Annotated in this window: 18 protein-coding genes and 1 tRNA gene; 15 read left to right on the top strand and 4 right to left on the bottom strand. The window is 64.5% G+C overall.

From position 1 onward, the window contains the following. Window positions 1-44: 44 nt before the first annotated feature. Both ACJYUO_RS12190 and ACJYUO_RS12185 read right to left on the bottom strand, forming a co-directional pair. Window positions 45-950: a carboxypeptidase regulatory-like domain-containing protein gene (locus tag ACJYUO_RS12190; RefSeq protein WP_494345634.1), complete on the bottom strand. Its 906-nt coding sequence runs from the start codon at window positions 948-950 to the stop codon at window positions 45-47. 190 nt (window positions 951-1,140) lie between these two features. After that, window positions 1,141-1,626 carry a DUF456 domain-containing protein gene (locus ACJYUO_RS12185; RefSeq protein WP_494345633.1) on the bottom strand — a complete coding sequence of 162 codons (486 nt, stop codon included), beginning with the start codon at window positions 1,624-1,626 and terminating at the stop codon, window positions 1,141-1,143. 79 nt (window positions 1,627-1,705) lie between these two features. Between ACJYUO_RS12185 and ACJYUO_RS12180 the strand changes: the two genes are divergently transcribed. Continuing rightward, on the top strand, window positions 1,706-2,446 hold the full coding sequence (locus ACJYUO_RS12180; RefSeq protein WP_494345632.1) for an SDR family NAD(P)-dependent oxidoreductase: 741 nt from the start codon (window positions 1,706-1,708) through the stop codon (window positions 2,444-2,446). 90 nt (window positions 2,447-2,536) lie between these two features. Beyond that, window positions 2,537-2,809, top strand: a complete 273-nt coding sequence (locus ACJYUO_RS12175; protein WP_494345631.1) for a HalOD1 output domain-containing protein — start codon at window positions 2,537-2,539, stop codon at window positions 2,807-2,809. Between the two features lie 157 nt (window positions 2,810-2,966). Here ACJYUO_RS12175 and tmcA read toward each other — a convergent pair whose 3' ends face one another. Then, entirely contained in the window at window positions 2,967-5,258 is a 2,292-nt protein-coding gene (gene tmcA, locus ACJYUO_RS12170; protein WP_494345630.1) for a tRNA(Met) cytidine acetyltransferase TmcA, read from the bottom strand. 129 nt (window positions 5,259-5,387) lie between these two features. Here tmcA and ACJYUO_RS12165 point away from each other — a divergent pair, with 129 nt between their 5' ends. The 10 genes from ACJYUO_RS12165 to ACJYUO_RS12120 all read left to right on the top strand — a co-directional run bounded on the left by ACJYUO_RS12165 (window position 5,388) and on the right by ACJYUO_RS12120 (window position 13,356). Next, entirely contained in the window at window positions 5,388-5,768 is a 381-nt protein-coding gene (locus tag ACJYUO_RS12165) for a putative zinc-binding protein (protein WP_494345629.1), read from the top strand. A gap of 225 nt (window positions 5,769-5,993) precedes the next feature. Next, window positions 5,994-6,356: a 50S ribosomal protein L7Ae gene (gene rpl7ae, locus ACJYUO_RS12160; protein ID WP_006432515.1), complete on the top strand. Its 363-nt coding sequence runs from the start codon at window positions 5,994-5,996 to the stop codon at window positions 6,354-6,356. Window positions 6,357-6,367: 11 nt separating this feature from the next. Beyond that, window positions 6,368-6,592, top strand: a complete 225-nt coding sequence (locus tag ACJYUO_RS12155) for a 30S ribosomal protein S28e (RefSeq protein ID WP_006064297.1) — start codon at window positions 6,368-6,370, stop codon at window positions 6,590-6,592. Beyond that, window positions 6,592-6,933, top strand: a complete 342-nt coding sequence (locus ACJYUO_RS12150; protein ID WP_494345628.1) for a 50S ribosomal protein L24e — start codon at window positions 6,592-6,594, stop codon at window positions 6,931-6,933. The genes ACJYUO_RS12155 and ACJYUO_RS12150 overlap by 1 nt, the downstream gene beginning before the upstream one ends. After that, window positions 6,930-7,394: a nucleoside-diphosphate kinase gene (gene ndk, locus ACJYUO_RS12145; protein WP_006432517.1), complete on the top strand. Its 465-nt coding sequence runs from the start codon at window positions 6,930-6,932 to the stop codon at window positions 7,392-7,394. The genes ACJYUO_RS12150 and ndk overlap by 4 nt, the downstream gene beginning before the upstream one ends. Before the next feature lie 275 nt (window positions 7,395-7,669). After that, a complete protein-coding gene (locus tag ACJYUO_RS12140; RefSeq protein ID WP_494345627.1) occupies window positions 7,670-8,077 on the top strand; it encodes a DUF7344 domain-containing protein in 408 nt (135 codons plus the stop codon). Between the two features lie 202 nt (window positions 8,078-8,279). Continuing rightward, the gene (sod, locus tag ACJYUO_RS12135) at window positions 8,280-8,882 is read left to right on the top strand and encodes a superoxide dismutase [Mn] (RefSeq protein ID WP_494345626.1); all 603 of its coding nucleotides are present in this window, start codon (window positions 8,280-8,282) and stop codon (window positions 8,880-8,882) included. Window positions 8,883-9,104: 222 nt separating this feature from the next. Next, window positions 9,105-12,134 (top strand): FAD-binding and (Fe-S)-binding domain-containing protein, encoded by a 3,030-nt coding sequence (locus ACJYUO_RS12130; protein ID WP_494345625.1) that lies wholly within the window; start codon window positions 9,105-9,107, stop codon window positions 12,132-12,134. Between the two features lie 128 nt (window positions 12,135-12,262). Next, entirely contained in the window at window positions 12,263-12,529 is a 267-nt protein-coding gene (locus ACJYUO_RS12125; RefSeq protein ID WP_494345624.1) for a DUF5827 family protein, read from the top strand. Beyond that, window positions 12,526-13,356 (top strand): ATPase, encoded by an 831-nt coding sequence (locus ACJYUO_RS12120; RefSeq protein WP_494345623.1) that lies wholly within the window; start codon window positions 12,526-12,528, stop codon window positions 13,354-13,356. Before ACJYUO_RS12125 ends, ACJYUO_RS12120 begins: the two co-directional genes overlap by 4 nt. Window positions 13,357-13,441: 85 nt before the next feature. On the opposite strand, the gene ACJYUO_RS12115 is transcribed toward ACJYUO_RS12120, so the two are convergent. Then, window positions 13,442-14,020, bottom strand: coding sequence for an MBL fold metallo-hydrolase (locus tag ACJYUO_RS12115; protein WP_494345622.1), 579 nt, complete (start codon window positions 14,018-14,020; stop codon window positions 13,442-13,444). A 179-nt stretch (window positions 14,021-14,199) separates the two neighbouring features. Between ACJYUO_RS12115 and ACJYUO_RS12110 the strand changes: the two genes are divergently transcribed. The 3 genes from ACJYUO_RS12110 (at window position 14,200) to ACJYUO_RS12100 (ending at window position 16,916) form a co-directional block, all read left to right on the top strand. Further along, window positions 14,200-15,459: a helix-turn-helix transcriptional regulator gene (locus ACJYUO_RS12110; protein ID WP_494345621.1), complete on the top strand. Its 1,260-nt coding sequence runs from the start codon at window positions 14,200-14,202 to the stop codon at window positions 15,457-15,459. Window positions 15,460-15,572: 113 nt separating this feature from the next. Beyond that, window positions 15,573-15,647, top strand: a tRNA-Glu gene (locus ACJYUO_RS12105). Window positions 15,648-15,866: 219 nt separating this feature from the next. Continuing rightward, window positions 15,867-16,916 carry a tyrosine-type recombinase/integrase gene (locus ACJYUO_RS12100; RefSeq protein WP_494345620.1) on the top strand — a complete coding sequence of 350 codons (1,050 nt, stop codon included), beginning with the start codon at window positions 15,867-15,869 and terminating at the stop codon, window positions 16,914-16,916. The last annotated feature ends 127 nt before the right edge of the window (window positions 16,917-17,043 follow it).

Genomic DNA, 17,043 nt, shown 5'->3' with positions numbered 1-17,043 from the left:
ACACTGATCGCGACTCGGTCGTGCGATCAGGTGTGCACTGACTGTCAGTGGCTACTATATTTTGAGCCGTTTCGTGACGCGCTCGTCCGAACCGTGACGTTCAGTTCCGTCGTTCGGCCGAATTTGACCTGCACGTTGCCCGCGACGTGTCGATACCCGGCCGCATCGATCACGAGACGGTGCTGGCCGTGCTCGAGTTCGAGGGCGAATTCGCCCTCCCCGTCGACCGATACTCGCCGGTCGCCCGTCCGGATCGTCGCGTCGGTGACGGCGGCTCCGCTCGCGTCGACGACGCGGCCCTCGATTCGCCCCGACGGCGAAATCTCGCCGTCACCTTCCTCGAGTTGGACCCAGCCGAAAGCGGTCTCGCCGTCTTCGACCAGCACTTCCTGATAGCCGTCGCTGTACCCCTCGGCGTCCGTGACCAAGATCTCCCACCACCCTTCGCTCACGTCGAAGCCGCTCCCCCAGCGGTCGCCGTCGGGGACAGAGCCGCGCGGTGCGGTGACGTCGTACCGGCCGGCACCGAAAACCGTGATCTCACACGGGATCGTGCTACCGCCACCGACCGGCGTCGCGTACACCTCGAGTTCGCCGGTTCCCGGTCCCCACTCGGGCTCGAGGTCGAACTCCCTCGTTTGGGTCTCGTTGCTCCCAACGGCGACGCTGGTCGATACCGGTGTGTATCCGGGAGCGGTGACCGTGAGGGTGTACTCGCCGGGAGTGAGGGCCAGCGTGTACGCGCCCGTTTCGCTGGTCGCGGTTTCGGTCCCGTCGTTGGCCGCCACCGTCGCTTCAGTGACCGGTGTGCCGAAATGGGTTACCGTTCCCTCGAGCCGTCCCGCGTTGGTTTCACTGGCAGCCGCCGCGGTGATTCCGGACGCAGTTGCGAACAGTCCCGACCCGAGCAGCGCCGCCCGTCGGAGAACCTGCCGGCGATAGTTCGACATGGGTATCGACCGTACTGCCGGGAGGTTCCTGCATAACAGTTCCGTCCGAGAAAACCGTCAGAAGCGCCGATAGACGCGGAATACTGTCTTTCCGGTACCTCAACCCAATCGCGGAGACGGCTCAGTCTCGTAGTCGGCACACGCCATTCGCTCGCGCGAACGATACCCACCGATACACTCTCGCCGCGACTCAGAGCACGAAGACGGCCACGACGAACCCGAGCAGGATCGAGGCCGTCAACAGGACCTGTACCGCCGTCGAGGCGAGGGTCCCGAGGGTCGTGTAGACCGCCGAGCGAGCGCTCCCCTCGAGTTCCTCGCCCCGAGCGAACTCGAGGACGAAGACGGTGCCGAAGAGGCCGGCGAGCAGCCCCAGCGGGCCGGTAACGAGCATGAGGGCGATCCCGACCACGGCGGCGACCGCCGTCGTCACCCACGATGCGCCGCCGGCGCGTGCGGCGATCGACCCGCCGAAGAACTCGACGAGCGCGGTGACGACGGCGATAAAGGCGAGCACGGCGAAGGTGAGGGCGCTCAGTTCGGCGGGCCCGCTACCCCACCAGTAGACGGCGAGGCCGGCCAGCGAGAGGAAACCGCTCGGCACCATCGGGACGGCCGCGCCGACGATTGCACCGGCGAGCAACGCGATCGCGACGACGAGAGCGACATCGACCATACCGGGGCGACGGCGGACCGCGGCAAAGGCCTACCGCCTTCAGTAGCTACTATAGGCGGCCGGCTCCGACCCCATCGATATGGCGCACTCGCGCGGAGCGATCATCGTCGGCGCGTCGTCGGGGATCGGCGAAGCGCTGGCCCGACGACTCGCAGCGGACGGCTATCGGATCGGCCTGACGGCACGGCGGACGGAACGATTGCGGGAGATCGGCGGGGAACTGCCGACCAAATCGTCCGTCGCGACGATGGACGTCACGGAACCCGACGCCGCTCGAGACGCGTTTTTCGAACTGGCCGAGGCGATGCCCGCGGTCGATCTCGTCGTCGTCAGCGCCGGGGTCGCGAGCGTCAACCGGGACCTCGAGTGGGAACCGGAACGACAGACGGTCGACGTCAACGTGGGCGGCTTTACCGCCATCGCAACGGCGGCGATGGAGTACTTCGAGCGCGACCGGGACCCCGCGAGCGGGACCGACGGGCACCTCGTCGGGATTTCATCGGTCGCGGCACACATCGGCAGCGGCGACGTGCCGGCGTACAACGCGTCCAAGGCCTACGTTTCGACGTATCTCAAGGGGCTTCGGTATCGACAGTCCGATCGAGACGCCGACGTGACGATCACGACCGTCGAGCCCGGCTTCGTCGACACCAAACTCTCGCTGGGCGGGTTCTGGGAGTGTTCACCCGAGACGGCGGCCGAGCAGATCGCTCGAGCGATCCGGACCGAGCGGACGCACGTCTACGTGACGCGGCGGTGGCGAGTCGTCGCGTGGGTACTGGAGCTCTTGCCGGAGCGGCTGTGTCGGCGACTGTTCTGAGTTCGGTGTGACCCCGGTATTTTCCACCAGAACAATCACCGTATTCTACATGAACGACTATATCAGCGGTTCCCGATAGGCCGTTCCACAGTGACAGATCAAACCGAGAGTGAGATCGTCCATCGCACGCTCGATCCGGACGGCGACAACCCGACAGTACAGGTCATCGAAGCGGTCATGGACCTCGAGGGCGTCGATTCGACCGAGCTACCGACGATATACGACTGCATAGACGGGATGCTCAACGAACTGTTTTCGAATCCGCCGTCACCGGAGGCACAGATGGAGGTCGAGTTCAGTTATCACCGGTATCGAATCACCGTCGAGCAAAACGGGACGGCGAAATTCGTGAAAACCGGGTAAGCGGGTATTTCACCGCCGGGAGAGCCCTTCGACGCTCACTGAGTAGCGAACGGGAAGTCCGACTCGAGCGCGGTCGCGTGGAGTCTGTCGCGACATCGTGGCGTCGCCACGCTTTCCCGGCCGATTCGGTTGCGGTACTGAACGCAGCCCCATCGAATCACTCGTCGGCGAACCGGTCCCGGACCTCGAGCGCCGCGTTCGTCCCGTAGAAATCGACGAGCGGGCGGAAGGCGTCGCCGAGTGCGCGCATGCACTGACTCGAGGAGTGATAGCCGAGGTGGTCGGCGACGGCGGCCACGTCCCGGCCCTGCAGCACGCGGCAGACGAGCAGGCGTTCCTCCCGTTTCGTCAGGCCGATCGCGTCGGGGTTGTCGACGAAGTACCGCACGGCGAGGTCCCTGAACGGGCCGGGATCGATGGCGAACAGCCCCGGGCCGTAGGCCGCGCTCGCGACGAGGTCCCACTCGTGGTCAGTCAGCGCGAGCGGCGGTCCGGCGTCTGCGTCGACGCTCCGGAGCGCTGCGCGAGCCACGTCGGGCTCGAGGTCGTCGAGTGAGTCCGAACAGAGCGCGGCGAACCGGCGGACGAACCGATCGGCGTGGCGGTCGTGTAACGCCTTCCCGGCGTCGCTCGTCGGCGCGAGCATGAGTACGGAGTACTCGCCGCTGGCGTCGTTGCGGGTCGTCGAGACGAAGACCGTTCGGTAGCCGTTCTCGCGCCAGAACGCGAGCAGGCTGGGCGTCGCGCCGAAGCCGGTGCCGAGCCAGTCGATGCCGCCGGGCTCGTCGCCGGCGTCTCCCCCGTCGGCGAATTCCTCGTGTACGTACTCGAGCAGGCGCGACCCCAGCCCCCGGGAGCGGGCCGCGTGGTGGGTCGCGATGCGGACGACCCGGAGGCCGGCCGGCTCGCCCGCCGCCTCGTCTCGGAGTTGGCTCGTCAGCACGTCCGGCAGCATGTTGCCCCGCACCCGGCCGCCCTCGTACATCATCGAGCGGGTGTCGGCCGGCAGGTTCCCTTCGCGTGCGAGCAGGGCGACGCTGACGACGTGGCCGTCGTGAAGGAGCGCCCGCGCCTCGAGGTTGGGCGCATCGAGTAGCCGCGCGAGGTCGTTGGGTTCGGTCCGGTAGTGGGCGAGGACGAGCAGCCCGAACGCTTCCCGCAGCAGGCGGTCGTCGGCGAGGAGGGCGTCGGGCTCGAGTCGCCGGTACTCGACCGATTCGGGTGTCGCGTCGGCCACGAGCGGGTCGACCGGCGGCCGAGCGTCGAGCAACAGCGCGCGGAAGGCCCACACCTCGACGGGATCGCCCGCCGCGTACCGGATCGGCTCGACGAGCGTGCAGTCGGTCACCGTGTGGTCGCTCTCGGCGAGGTGGTCCCGGAATCGGACCGAAAAGCCCCGCCCCGCGCCCTCGTAGCCGTGGATAGTCGTCGCGAACGCGACGCGGTCGGCCGCGAGCAGCGAGTCGAGCGTCGCGACCGGGAGCGCGGCGGCCTCGTCGACGATGACGATATCGGCCGACTCGAGGTTGTCGACGGCCGTGCTCGGCTCGAGAAATCGAATAGATCCCCCGGCGGCCGTCTCGATACGTTGGGGTTCGACAGTCGGGCCGTGCTCGGAGTCGTCCGCGAGCGTCGTACAGAGTTCCGCCGCCCGGTCGAACAGTTCCGCGGCGTTCCGCGCGGCGGGGGCAGTCACGAGCACGTCTTCGCCGTCGGCGGCGAATGTCCCCGCAGCCAGCCCCGCGGCACTCGACTTGCCGCGGCCGCGGTCGGCCTCGAGAACGACGGCCTGGCCATCCTCGAACAGCGACTCGAAGGCGGCGACGGCCTCGACCTGATCGGCCGTCAGGCAGGCCTCGTAGGTGGCGGCCGGAAACCGGTGATCCGACGGGGGAGCCGGCGCTGCCGTCGCCAGTCGGGGAGCCGGATCGGTCAGTCCGTCGGTCTCGAGTCGATCGGCATCGAGGTCGACGATCGCGATCCCGCGGTGGGCCCGCAGCGTCTCGACGAGCCGGCGTCTGAACCGGCCAGTGACCGCGTCCAGTTCGAACGGCGGGATGGCCAGCGACGCGTCGAACTCGCCGCGACGGGCCGCCCATGCCTCGAGCGGCGGCGTCAGCAGTATCAGGAGGCCGCCGCCGTCGACCGCGCCGGCGACTTTCCCGAGCGCGTTCGGCTGGAGTTCCGCGTGGGCGTCGACCGCGATCGCGTCCCGCGTCGTCCCGAGGAGGTCGTCCGCGCTGACCTGTCGAAGTTGTTCACAGCGGAGTCGGTCGTCGGGGCCGACGAGGGTCGTCCCGGTGATCGGGATCGACAGCGTCTCGAGGATCGACTCGAGAGTATCGTACCCTCGCTCGCGGTCGCCCGCGAGCACCACTAGCCGTCGCTCGTTCGCTCGTTTGGCTTCCTCGCGGAGCGATTCGGCGAGGGCGGCCGCGTCGACGTCCATGCGTTCGCTGGGGCTTCTCGAGAGTAATAGGCACCGGAACGTGCCGACGGCGACGAGTTCACGGCCGATCCGTGCCGAGCGCACATGTACGGGAGTACCGTTATCGGGATCTCGAGCAGGGGTTTCGGTATGTCAGACGCATCCGACGACCGCCCGCTGGTGTACTCCTGTTCGGGCTGCTCGAGCGCAGCGCAGATGGCGAACGATCTGGCCGTCTCGTTAGACAGGGACGGCGTCGCCGAGATGTCGTGTATTGCCGGGGTCGGCGGCGACGTGGCCCCACTGGTCGACACCGCGACCTCTGGCCGGGAGATCGTCGTCATCGACGGCTGCCCGCTCGAATGCGCAAAACAGTGTCTCGATCATCACGACGTCTCGCCGGGCCTGCACTACAATCTCGCAGCGGAGGGGGTGGCGAAGGAGTACCACACGGACTACGACGACGACGAAGCCGAGACGTTGCGGCGAGAACTGGAATCGGACATCGAAGAGCATATGAAACAGAACTGATTGGTCAGCACGGATTTGGGGCATCTGGCCGTGCGGTGGTATCCCACGGCCTCGTGCGTTTGAACACGCTTTTAAGGGGGGCAGCGCTATTCGAGTGTACACCCTACGCGGGGTTGATGATGCTCCTAGCTTCACAGGACTTCCGCCGGAATCGGTCCGGCACGGGTACCCAGTGCCCGGACGGCAGGGGAGCGCGAGCCCACGTGTAGGAGAGGTGAACAACCAATGTCAGTCTACGTCAATACCGACATCCCAGCCGACCTCGCCGACGACGCCCTCGAGGCGCTCGAGGTCGCACGAGACACCGGACGCGTAAAGAAAGGAACGAACGAAACCACGAAGGCGATCGAGCGCGGCAACGCCGAGCTCGTCTACGTCGCCGAAGACGTCTCCCCCGAGGAGATCGTCATGCACCTGCCCGAACTCGCCGACGAGAAGGGTATTCCCGTCGTCTTTATCGAGACCCAAGACGACGTCGGCCACGCGGCCGGCCTCGAGGTCGGCTCGGCCGCCGCGGCGGTCGTCGACGCCGGCGAGGCAGACGACGACGTCGAGGACATCGCCAGTAAGCTCGAGGACCTCGACTGAGGTGATCAGAGATGAGTGCTGAAGAGGAAGAAAGCGGCTCCACGCCCGCCGAGGTCATCGAGATCGTCGGCAAGACCGGCATGCACGGCGAAGCCATGCAGGTCAAATGCCGAATCAAGGAGGGCGAGAATCAGGGACGCATCATCACCCGTAACTGCCTCGGCCCGGTCCGCGAAGGGGACGTACTCCAACTTCGCGAGACCGCCCGCGAGGCCGACTCCATCGGAGGACAATAATGGTCGAGAAACGAACCTGCGACTACACGGGCGAAGAGATCGAACCCGGAACGGGCATCATGTACGTCAAAAACGACGGCAGCGTGCTCCACTTCGTCGACTCCAAGGCGGAGAAAAACTACAAGCTCGGGCGCGAACCGCGCGACCTCGAGTGGACCGAAGAGGGTCGTCGCGGCAAGGGTCCCGCACAGGACGACACGCCTGCTGCGGCGGACGCCGACGAGACCGAGGAGGTCGAGGTCGGCGAGGACGAGGACCTCGAAACGGAGTCCGACGCAGAGGGCGAGGAAGACGTGCCCGCCGAGGACGAGACCGAGGAAACCGAGGCCGAGGAAGCATGAGCGATCACGAGCGAACCTTCGTGATGGTCAAGCCCGACGCCTTCGCGCGCGGTCTCGTGGGCGAAGTCGTCTCTCGACTCGAGGACCGCGGGCTCAAACTCGTCGGTATCAAAGTCGAGACCATGCCCCGTGAACGAGCGGAAGAGCATTACGGTGAACACGAGGACAAGCCGTTCTACGACGACCTCGTCGACTTCATCACCTCGGGACCGGTCGTCCCGATGGTCTGGGAGGGCCAAGACGCGACCCGACAGGTCCGCCAGATGATCGGCGAGACCGACCCGCTCGAGGCCGAACCCGGCACGATCCGGGGCGACTACGCGCTCGATCTCGGTCGGAACGTCGTTCACGCGGCCGACCACGAGGACGAGGGCGCAAACGAACGCGAAATCGGGATCCACTTCGACGACGACGAACTGATCGACTACGATCAGCACGACGCCGAGTGGCTCTACGAGTAAGCTTCTCGACGGCTTGAGCGCCGTTTCATTTTGGAGAGAAACTGGTAGTGGGCACGATTCGTCGCGAGTCACGATAGGTCCGCTGCGAGCGGAATCGCTGATAGCGGTCCAGTACCCGCCGTTCGTCGAGTCGTCGGGCCGGCACGATTCCGTCTTCACGAATACCATCGGATTTAACACACGTATCTTTCTAGGGAGACGTAAGGTCTAATGCGGGGGCTGTGGTAGGATCCCGTGGTGGTTTCGAATGGTAACATACGGTAGGTGGTTCGTGAATGCGTGAAACGGAGGGCGAGGCGGCGGCATTAACGGGGGAGGCAACGCCCTCGTTGAATCTCGTTTTCGATCTGCTCTCGAACAGTCGGCGACGGTACGCACTCTACTACCTCAACGACCAGTCCGACGGTGTCGCAACGATTGAGACCCTCGCCGAGAACGTTCTCGCCTTCGAACGGACGATAGACGGCGGCGAGACGGATGCGGCAGAAACGAGTGCGGTCGCCGACTCCACGTCGGTCGACCGACAAACGACGGTCCTGACGGAACTCCAGCACAGCCACCTTCCGAAACTCGAGGACGCGGGAATCCTCGAACACGATCGGCGAAGCGAGACGGTTCGGTACTGGGGCCAACCGTCGCTCGAGGAGTGGCTCGAACACGCCCGCCACAAGGAACTCGAGTAGTCGCCGGGAGTCGGCGGCGATCGAACCGACGGGGGATGGCAAGCGGGAGTTGCTGAAAGCTTTAAGACTGCGTCCGTGGTTGAACCAGTGGAGTGTCGGTAAATCGCATGACGGAGCGGCCGTGACTTTATGAGGTGTGATATCGTCTCACTCCTCAAAACTTAACAAGCGAGATACCGATACAGAACGTGAGGTGCATACTATGGCTGATCACGAACTTCCACCACTACCGTACGATTACGACGCGCTCGAACCGGCTCTGTCCGAACAGGTACTGACCTGGCATCACGATACGCATCATCAGGGCTATGTCAACGGCCTCAATGGTGCCGAGGAGACCCTCGCCGAGAACCGCGAGGACGGCGACTTCGGCTCGACGCCGGGAGCGCTCAAAAACGTCACCCACAACGGCTGTGGTCACTATCTCCACACGCTGTTCTGGGAGAACATGTCGCCGAACGGCGGCGGCGAACCCGAGGGCGACCTCGCCGATCGCATCGAGGAGGACTTCGGATCCTACGAGGGCTGGAAGGGCGAGTTCGAGGCCGCAGCCGGTGCCGCCGGTGGCTGGGCGCTGCTGGTCTACGACCCGGTTGCAAAGCAGCTCCGCAACATCGCGGTCGACAAGCACGATCAGGGTGCGCTCTGGGGCGCACATCCCGTGCTCGCGCTGGACGTCTGGGAGCACTCCTACTACTACGACTACGGTCCGGACCGCGGGGACTTCATCGACGCCTTCTTCGACGTCGTCAACTGGGAGAAGGCCGAAGAGGAGTACCAGACGTGCCTCGATCACTTCGAGTGATCTAGCCGGCAGTAGACGCGACGAGTTGTCAATCTCGACTTTTTGCGGACCACGTCCAATAGCGGATAGCGACGACAGCGGTCGCGTTCACTCGTCCTCACCCGTTCGCTCGAGACACCGATCAGCCATTTCCTCGAGAACTCGACTGTCCGTTCCCGACACCGCACGGACTGTGAGTGAGGACCACGGTTTAACTACGTGTATCACGATGAATGGTTACATATGGCCGCCGAGGACAGCAGCGTCGATGCGACGGTCGAGGATCGGAGTCGAGAGCGACAGGGTACACCGCTCGAGACGGGACCGGACGATGACGGCGAGGCACTCGCGGTCGACCTTCGGGCCGCCTGCGACGGTGACGTGCGGTTCGATGAGTACACGCGCGTTCTCTACGCCACTGATGGAAGCATCTACGGCGCGCAGCCGGCGGGCGTCGTCTTCCCGCGGGATACCGACGATGTCCGTGCAGCAATGCGTGTCGCAGCGAACCACGACGTGCCGGTTCTCCCACGAGGGGCCGGCTCCTCGCTTGCCGGACAAACGGTCGGTCCGGGCTGTGTCGTCCTCGATCTATCGCGACACATGGACAAGATCCGAGCGATCGATCCCGAGGCGCGGACCGCCGTCGTGCAGCCGGGTGTCGTCCAGGACGACCTCGACGCCGCACTCGAGCCCCACGGTCTTCGATTCGCCCCTGACCCGGCTTCCTCGAACCGGGCGACGATCGGCGGCGGGATCGGGAACAACTCGACGGGCGCACATTCGGTGCGGTACGGAATCACGGACGCCTACGTCGAGGAGTGCGAGGTCGTCCTCGCCGACGGCTCGGAGATTCGCACTCGAGATGTCGTCCTCGATAGCCCCGAATGGGATCGCATCGTCTCGAAAGACGACCGCGAGGCCGAGCTTTACCGGACGGTGCGATCCCTCGTCGAGGACAACGCCGCGGAGATCGAGGAGCGGTATCCCGATCTCAAGCGGAGTGTCAGCGGCTACAACCTCCAGAAAGTGATCAGAGAGACCGCAGACGGGGATCGAGTCATCAACCTCTCTAAACTGCTCGTGGGGGCCGAAGGAACGCTCGGCGTCGTCGTCGAGGCGACGCTCTCACTCGTGACCCGACCCGACGAGACCGCACTCGCGGTCTACTGTTACGACGACCTGCTCGAGGCGCTGTCGGCCGTTCCCGCGGCGCTCGAACTCGAGGCCAGCGCGGTCGAACTCATGGACGACGAGGTGTTCCGGCTGGCCGCGGCGTCGGCGGAGTACGCCGAGTACGCGGAGCCGATTCCGGCGGGGACCGAGGCGGCGCTGATGCTCGAGTTCGACTCGGAAGTCGTCGACGATCTGCCGGATGCGATCGCAACTGCGACGGCCGGTCTCGTCGACGACGGGGCGGCCTTTGGCTCGATCGAGGCGTTCTCGCCGGCGAAACAGGACCAGCTCTGGAAGCTTCGAAAGGCTGCCATCCCGCTGTTGATGAGCATGGACGGTGACCCGAAGCCGTACCCGTTCGTCGAGGACGCTTCCGTGCCGCCGGCGGAACTCGCCGAGTACGTGGCCGGCTTTCGGGAGATCCTCGAGGACCACGATACCACGGCGGCTTACTTCGCCCACGCGGGGGTCGGCACGCTCCACATTCGACCAGTGTTGAACCTTAAGGCCGAAGACGATGTCGAGAAAATGCGTGCGATTGCCGACGACGTCACCGATCTCGTCCGCGAGCACAACGGCTCCTTCTCGGGCGAGCACGGCGACGGTCTCGCGCGGACGGAGTTCAACCCGAAGCTGTACGGGCCGACCCTCTGGGATGCTTTTCAAGACCTCAAATCGGCGTTCGATCCGGACTGGCGGCTGAATCCCGGAAAGGTGGTCTACCGCGACGAGGATCCGACCGACATCCGCGACCATCTCCGATACGGCCCGGACTACGCCGCGCTCGAGCCCCGAACGACGCTGGATTTCGACGACGAGGGCGGGTTCGCCGACCTCGTGGAACTCTGTAACGGCTGTGGCACCTGCCGGCAGACCGACGGCGACGTGATGTGTCCGACATACCGGGCGACGGAAGAAGAGATCGCGACCACGCGGGGGCGGGCTAACCTGCTCCGCGCGGCGATCAGCGGCGAGATCGATCCCGACGAACTCTACGGCGAGCGGTTTCAGGACGAGGTGCTCGATCTCTGTATCGGCTGCAAGGGCTGTCAGAGCGACTGTCCGACCGGGGTCGATCTCGCGAAGCTCAAAGCCGAGGTGAAACACCAGTACCACGACCGCGAGGGGACGAGCCTACGCGAACGGCTGTTTACGAACATCGACCGGCTCGCCGCGGTCGGGAGTACGTTTGCGCCGCTTACGAACCGCGCGACGGAACTACCGGGTGCCAGAACCGTCCTCGAGAAAACCGTCGGAATCGCACCCGAGCGCACGTTGCCGACGTTCCGGCGGGAGTCGCTGGTCGATTGGTTCCGGCAGCGAGGGGGGCCACAGGTGGCCGCCGGAGACGCGACGGCCGGCGTCGTCCTTTTTCCCGATACGGAGACGAACTACTCGAATCCCGAACTCGGGAAGGCAGCCGTCGAGGTCCTCGAGGCCGCAAACGTCCGGGTCGCGATTCCGGACCTCGGCCCGACCGGGCGGGCAGCCTACTCGACCGGCATGCTCGATGTCGCGGCGGAGCAGGGCCGGGACCTGCTCGGGGACCTCGAGCCCTATCTCGATCGCGGCTGGTCGGTCCTGTTCGTCGAGCCCTCGGATGCGGCGATGGTCGTCGACGAGTACCGGAGCCTGCTCGCGGACGACCGGGTCGAAACGCTCGCGGCGAACGCTTTCGGCGTCTGCGAGTACGTCGACGAGCGGCGGCTGGACGAGGACCTGCCGTTCGCTCAGTCCGAGAACGCGGACACGCGACTGACCTTCCACGGCCATTGCCACCAGAAGGCCCGCGGCGCGGACCACCACGCCGTCGGCGTGCTCCGACGGGCCGGCTACGCCGTCGAGCCCGTCGATTCGGGCTGTTGTGGCATGGCCGGCAGCTTCGGCTACGAGACCGAACACTACGATCTCTCGAAAGCGATCGGCTCGCTATTGCGCGAGCAACTCGAGGCCAGTGCGGCCGGGCGGGCGGACGGTGACGGCGAGTCGATCGTCGTCGCCCCGGGGACCTCCTGCCGAACGCAGGTGGGCGACTTCGAGGGGTACGATCGGCCCGCACACCCCGTCGAACTGCTCGCGCGTGGCCTCGAGTCGTAGCGGCCGGTGAGCCGCTACCGGCGATCTGGGTGAACTCGCTGCCGGTGGCGGGGGCGAAACCGGCGTGGACGATATCGCGACTCGAGCGCGAACGAATCATTTAGGCGTCGGCCCCCGGTACAGAAGGTATGCCCGTCCCGAAATCGGAGTTCGAGGAGCTGCCGCCGTGTGACTTCTATACGCCGGCGGAACTCTTCGAGGACGACCAGATGTACACCGTCTACGAGATTGCTCGCATGCTACAGGGAGTCGAGCCCGACGCCGAACTCGACCCCGAGACCGAGAACATCCTGCTGGACTGGGCGATTCCGTGGGTTATGACCAACGCGGACGACCTCGTGGTGGCCGAGCCGCGAGACGAGGACGAACCCGGCTACTACGGCCTGAAAGAATGATCCTCCTCGTGGTCGGTGCCGACCGCGTCGACGCCGGCAAGACCACGTTTTCGGCCGGCCTGCTCGAGCGAACCGGAGCCGTCGGCTACAAACCCCGCGCCGGCAACGACTTCTGGTTCGACCACGACGACTGTCAGCGAGCGCTCGCCGACGGCCGACTGTACGGCAAAGACGCGGCCCGGCTCTCGGCGGCGGACGGCCGCAACCGCCCGCCCGAGCGACTCAATCCCGTCCACCGGCTGTGGCGGCCCGCCCCCGACGGCGGGACCGGACTGTTCGGCCGTGCCGACAGGGAATTCCTCGTGGATCGGGTCGGTCGCGACGGCGACGACCCGCTGTTCGTCCACAATGCGACCGCCGAGATCCCGGACGCGGTCGCCGAAGCGCTCCCGCTCGAGGAGGCGATTCCCGTCGAGACCGTCGACGAGTTTAACGACCTCGCCCGACAGCAGTACGTCCCCGCATTCGAGCGACTCGCCGCCGATATCGAGGCGACCGACATCGCCGTCGTCGAGTCCTACAGCGACATCGCACGGCCGCTCGAGGCGCTCGATCCGTCTTCGGTCGCCGCGGTCGCGGCCGTCGAACCCGGCCGCGTGCGGACCTACGCCGGCGACCGCTACTGTCGCGCCTGCGAGATCGCGAGTTCGAGTCCCAGAGACGGGGCCGTCGAGAAGCGCGTCGGCGACGCCCTCGACTATCTCGACCCGCTCGAGCGCGTGTCGCTGCCAGCACTCGGGAAGGACGCCAGAACCGATCCCGCGCAGGTTGCGGACGCGTACGCCGACGCCTACGACGCGGTACTCGACGCCGCCGCCCAACGCTAACCTCACTCGAGTCTGGCGCTTCCGGTCGCAAGCGGCGGAAGAGTGAACGCCGGACAACGGCTGACTCGCTCGTGCTCGGTCCGACTCAGGACTGCCGCGCCATCCGAGCCGAGCGTTCGACGTGATCGTATGGGTCACTCGTCACGCTCGGCCCGTGGCCGGTGTGCATTGCCGCGAGGGTCGGGTCGATCCGCTCGAGCACGCGGTCGATGCTCTCGATCAGGGTCGCCCGATCGCCCTCCTCGAGATCGGTGCGGCCGAAGCTCCCGTTCTGGAAGATCAAATCACCCGCGAAGAGGATTCCCGGCCCCTCGGCGTAGAAACAGAGGTGGTCGTCCTTGTGACCGGGCGTGTGAAGCGCGACGTACTCGTGGTCGCCCAACCGGACCCGCTCCTCGTCGGCGATCGCGTGGTCGACGCCCTCGATCGAGGTGTCGTACCCCCACGCGTCGACGCCGAAGGCGTCTTTGACCGCCTCGAGATTGCCGACGTGGTCGCGGTGTGTATGTGTGAGGATCACTGCCTCGAGGTCGTCGACCTCGGAACGGACGGCGTCGACCACATCGAAGTTTGCCCCGGTATCGACGAGCACGGGTCGGTCGCCGGTCACCAGAAAGACGTTGCTCGTAAACGCTTGGACGTTCCGCGCGAGATTGGTGATCACGGGATCTGGTATGTGGCCGACTGATTTGTGGGTATCGACACGAACAACGACGACGGAAAGAGAAACTGAAAGCGAGTTATTAGCCGTTTACTCCGCCGAAAATCCCGAACAACCGCGTCCGATCCGGGCGACCGCAGTATTCACAAGCATTTTTAGCTCCGGCACGTAGTGGTAGACGAATGAATCGGCCGGTCTCCGTCGGACTCGTCGCTCTCGTGATCCTCGCGTCCGTTGCCGGCGTCAGCGGATCGGTCGTCTCGACAAGTACCGGCTCGGCCGCCCCCTCGGCGACGGAGCCGGCCCCAGTCGAGAGACAACTCGAGACGACGGCTGACGGTGCGGAGACGAGCCCGTTCGTCTCGCAGGAAGCCCAGAACTTCGACAATCGAACGTTCGACATCACGATTTACGAAAACGGAAGTGCAACGTGGACGTTCCGGTACGAACGCTACTTCGCGAACGAGGACAACGCCACGGAGGCCGAAGCAAACTTCGAGACTTTCATGGATCGCTTCGAAGCGAACGAAACCGGCCTCTACGACCAGTTCATCAACCGGTCACAGTTACTGACCGAAGCCGGGGCAGCGGAGACCGACCGAGAGATGACGGCCACCGATTTCCGACGATCGGCCCGAATCGAGGAGTGGCCGAGCAAGCGCGGCGTCGTCGAAATGTCGTTTACGTGGAACGGGTTCGCGGCCGTCAACGAGGACACCGTCGTCGCGGGTGACGTGTTCCAAGACCTCTATTTGCCCTCCGGGCAAGCGATCGTGTACGAAGCCGGCGGCGATCTCACCTTCCGCTCTATCGAACCGAACGGAGAGTACGCGGGAGACTCGCTCGAGTCGGCGAATTCGGTCCAGTGGAACGGCCAAAACCAGTTCGTCGATGGCCGGCCCCGCGCAGTTTTCGATCGACCCGGCGGTGTCGCGGCCACCAATAGCGGTGGCGACGACCCGATTGCGGCGATGACCGGTTCCGACATCATCTGGTATCTCGCCGGTGGGCTCCTCGTCGCCGGGATCGGAGTCGCAGCCGTCGTCTGGTATCGGCGATACGGCCCTGGGGCGGACGATCCCACCGATACCAGCGGCCCAGCAACGCACCCGTCGGAATCGGATCGATCGCCTGCGGCAGACACCGGTGCACCGACACCGAACACCGATGCGACGCCCGACTCCGGGGACGCCACCCCGCTCACCGACGACGCGCTCATGACCGACGAGGACCGCGTCGTCAAGCTCATCCGCGAGAACGGCGGCCGGATGAAACAGGTCAACATCGTCGACGAAACTGGCTGGTCGAAATCCAAGGTCAGCATGCTGCTTTCGGACATGGAAGACGACGGCACCATCAGCAAACTCCGCGTCGGCCGCGAGAACATCATCAGCCTCGAGGGCTTCGAACCCGAAGCGACGAAGTCGCCTTTCGAAGAGTGACATCCCGACACCGCGTCGCTGACAGGATCTCGCGTGGGACAGTCCGACACTCTCGAAACGAAACGGAATCCTTAAACATCGTACTGCGCTACGATTGAGTGGAGACAAAGCCCGCTCCGATGGTGTAGTCCGGCCAATCATATTGCCCTCTCACGGCAATGACCAGGGTTCGAATCCCTGTCGGAGCATTCTACCCCGCCGCCTTCTCGTGGTTTTCACCGTGAACTAACCACAGGTAAACGTATGTTCACGGGCAATGCGGTTCAGATGGTGCACCGACCCCGGCGCCGTCTTGCGATTACACTGCGTCGTGAGGCAATGAAGTTCAAGGGGGAAGATCGGCCGCCGTCTTGCGATTGCCGAAATCGAGAGGCAATGATCTGGGTTCCCGTCACGGAGGTCAGGCAATGAAAGACGCGGACCAGGCAACCGACCCCCTCGAAGACATCACGCTCATCCCTGGGCCGACAGAAGAATTGCTAAATGAGCGGCAATTCCTCGACTACCGAAGTGAGCGAGAACAGTGCCTTGATTGGCTGTTAACATTCGGCATAGATCCGAAGACAGCTGATGGGTACGCAAAAACAACCGTCAGCAATCGCGCGTTCCGAATGGACCAGTTCTACCGCTGGGCCTGGGAGCAGGAAGGCGGGTACACTACAAGTCTCACTCACGACCACGCTGACAATTACTTGCGCCACTTAGCTGGCCAACAGAAGTCAAACGCGCACAAGAATTCGTGTCGGAAGGCCTTGATGATGCTTTACAAGTGGCGCCATCATCAACGGGGTGCAGACAAGTGGGAGCCAAAGATTACGTTCTCACGCAAAAACCAATCAACGACGCCACGGGATTACTTAACGCGCGAAGAGCGGACTGCCATCCGCGACGCGTCACTGGAGTATGGAAGTGTCCCTAGTCGTGATAGCGTTCACGGTGACGAACGAGACCAGTGGGTTGCGTACCTGGCACAACGATTCGAGAAGCCGAAAACAGAAGTGACGAAAGCAGATTGGGAACGCGCGAACAAATGGAAGATACCGAGCCTTGTCGCCGCGAGCCTCGATGGAGGTCTACGCCCGATCGAGGTTGAACGCGCACGAACGTCGTGGGTGGACGTCGACAACGGTGTCCTTCGAATCCCGAAAGAAGAGTCCTCGAAGAACACAGAGCACTGGATCGTTAGTCTCCAGACCCAGACTGTCGAGATGCTGGATCGCTGGTTGACACAACGAGCAACGATCGAAAAGTACGATGACACGGATGCACTTTGGTTGACGAGAAGAAGCAACCCGTACCAGACCTCGTCACTCCGGAATTTGCTTCACCGACTCTGTGAGATTGCAGGAATCTCCACAGAGAATCGGCAAATGAGTTGGTATGCCATCAGACATTCGACAGGAACGCATATGGCGCGTGAGGAACGAGTGGCTCGGTCCCGAGAACCTCCAGGATAGTCGCCATAGGTGACCGTACGAGATACTCAATGTAATAATTGGTGTACGCTGAGGTGAGTGAGGTGTTGGACGAGGTGATGAGAGAAGTACTTGGGAAGGATACGGATTGGAGAAGAACTGGTGACAA

Source organism: Natrinema sp. CRL1 (assembly GCF_059162405.1).
Note: the sequence above shows the minus strand (reverse complement) of the source record. Positions and strands in the feature narration are given on the sequence as shown.

What these genes read in the sequence shown, in the direction of transcription:
- ACJYUO_RS12140 (WP_494345627.1), top strand. Translation starts at nt 7,670, where the DNA reads ATGCGTGAAACGGAGGGCGAGGCGGCGGCATTAACGGGGGAGGCAACG.
- ACJYUO_RS12150 (WP_494345628.1), top strand. Translation starts at nt 6,592, where the DNA reads ATGGTCGAGAAACGAACCTGCGACTACACGGGCGAAGAGATCGAACCC.
- ACJYUO_RS12180 (WP_494345632.1), top strand. Translation starts at nt 1,706, where the DNA reads ATGGCGCACTCGCGCGGAGCGATCATCGTCGGCGCGTCGTCGGGGATC.
- ACJYUO_RS12190 (WP_494345634.1), bottom strand. Translation starts at nt 950, where the DNA reads ATGTCGAACTATCGCCGGCAGGTTCTCCGACGGGCGGCGCTGCTCGGG.
- rpl7ae (WP_006432515.1), top strand. Translation starts at nt 5,994, where the DNA reads ATGTCAGTCTACGTCAATACCGACATCCCAGCCGACCTCGCCGACGAC.
- ACJYUO_RS12100 (WP_494345620.1), top strand. Translation starts at nt 15,867, where the DNA reads ATGAAAGACGCGGACCAGGCAACCGACCCCCTCGAAGACATCACGCTC.
- tmcA (WP_494345630.1), bottom strand. Translation starts at nt 5,258, where the DNA reads ATGGACGTCGACGCGGCCGCCCTCGCCGAATCGCTCCGCGAGGAAGCC.
- ACJYUO_RS12110 (WP_494345621.1), top strand. Translation starts at nt 14,200, where the DNA reads ATGAATCGGCCGGTCTCCGTCGGACTCGTCGCTCTCGTGATCCTCGCG.
- sod (WP_494345626.1), top strand. Translation starts at nt 8,280, where the DNA reads ATGGCTGATCACGAACTTCCACCACTACCGTACGATTACGACGCGCTC.
- ACJYUO_RS12125 (WP_494345624.1), top strand. Translation starts at nt 12,263, where the DNA reads ATGCCCGTCCCGAAATCGGAGTTCGAGGAGCTGCCGCCGTGTGACTTC.
- ACJYUO_RS12155 (WP_006064297.1), top strand. Translation starts at nt 6,368, where the DNA reads ATGAGTGCTGAAGAGGAAGAAAGCGGCTCCACGCCCGCCGAGGTCATC.
- ACJYUO_RS12120 (WP_494345623.1), top strand. Translation starts at nt 12,526, where the DNA reads ATGATCCTCCTCGTGGTCGGTGCCGACCGCGTCGACGCCGGCAAGACC.
- ndk (WP_006432517.1), top strand. Translation starts at nt 6,930, where the DNA reads ATGAGCGATCACGAGCGAACCTTCGTGATGGTCAAGCCCGACGCCTTC.
- ACJYUO_RS12185 (WP_494345633.1), bottom strand. Translation starts at nt 1,626, where the DNA reads ATGGTCGATGTCGCTCTCGTCGTCGCGATCGCGTTGCTCGCCGGTGCA.
- ACJYUO_RS12130 (WP_494345625.1), top strand. Translation starts at nt 9,105, where the DNA reads ATGGCCGCCGAGGACAGCAGCGTCGATGCGACGGTCGAGGATCGGAGT.
- ACJYUO_RS12165 (WP_494345629.1), top strand. Translation starts at nt 5,388, where the DNA reads ATGTCAGACGCATCCGACGACCGCCCGCTGGTGTACTCCTGTTCGGGC.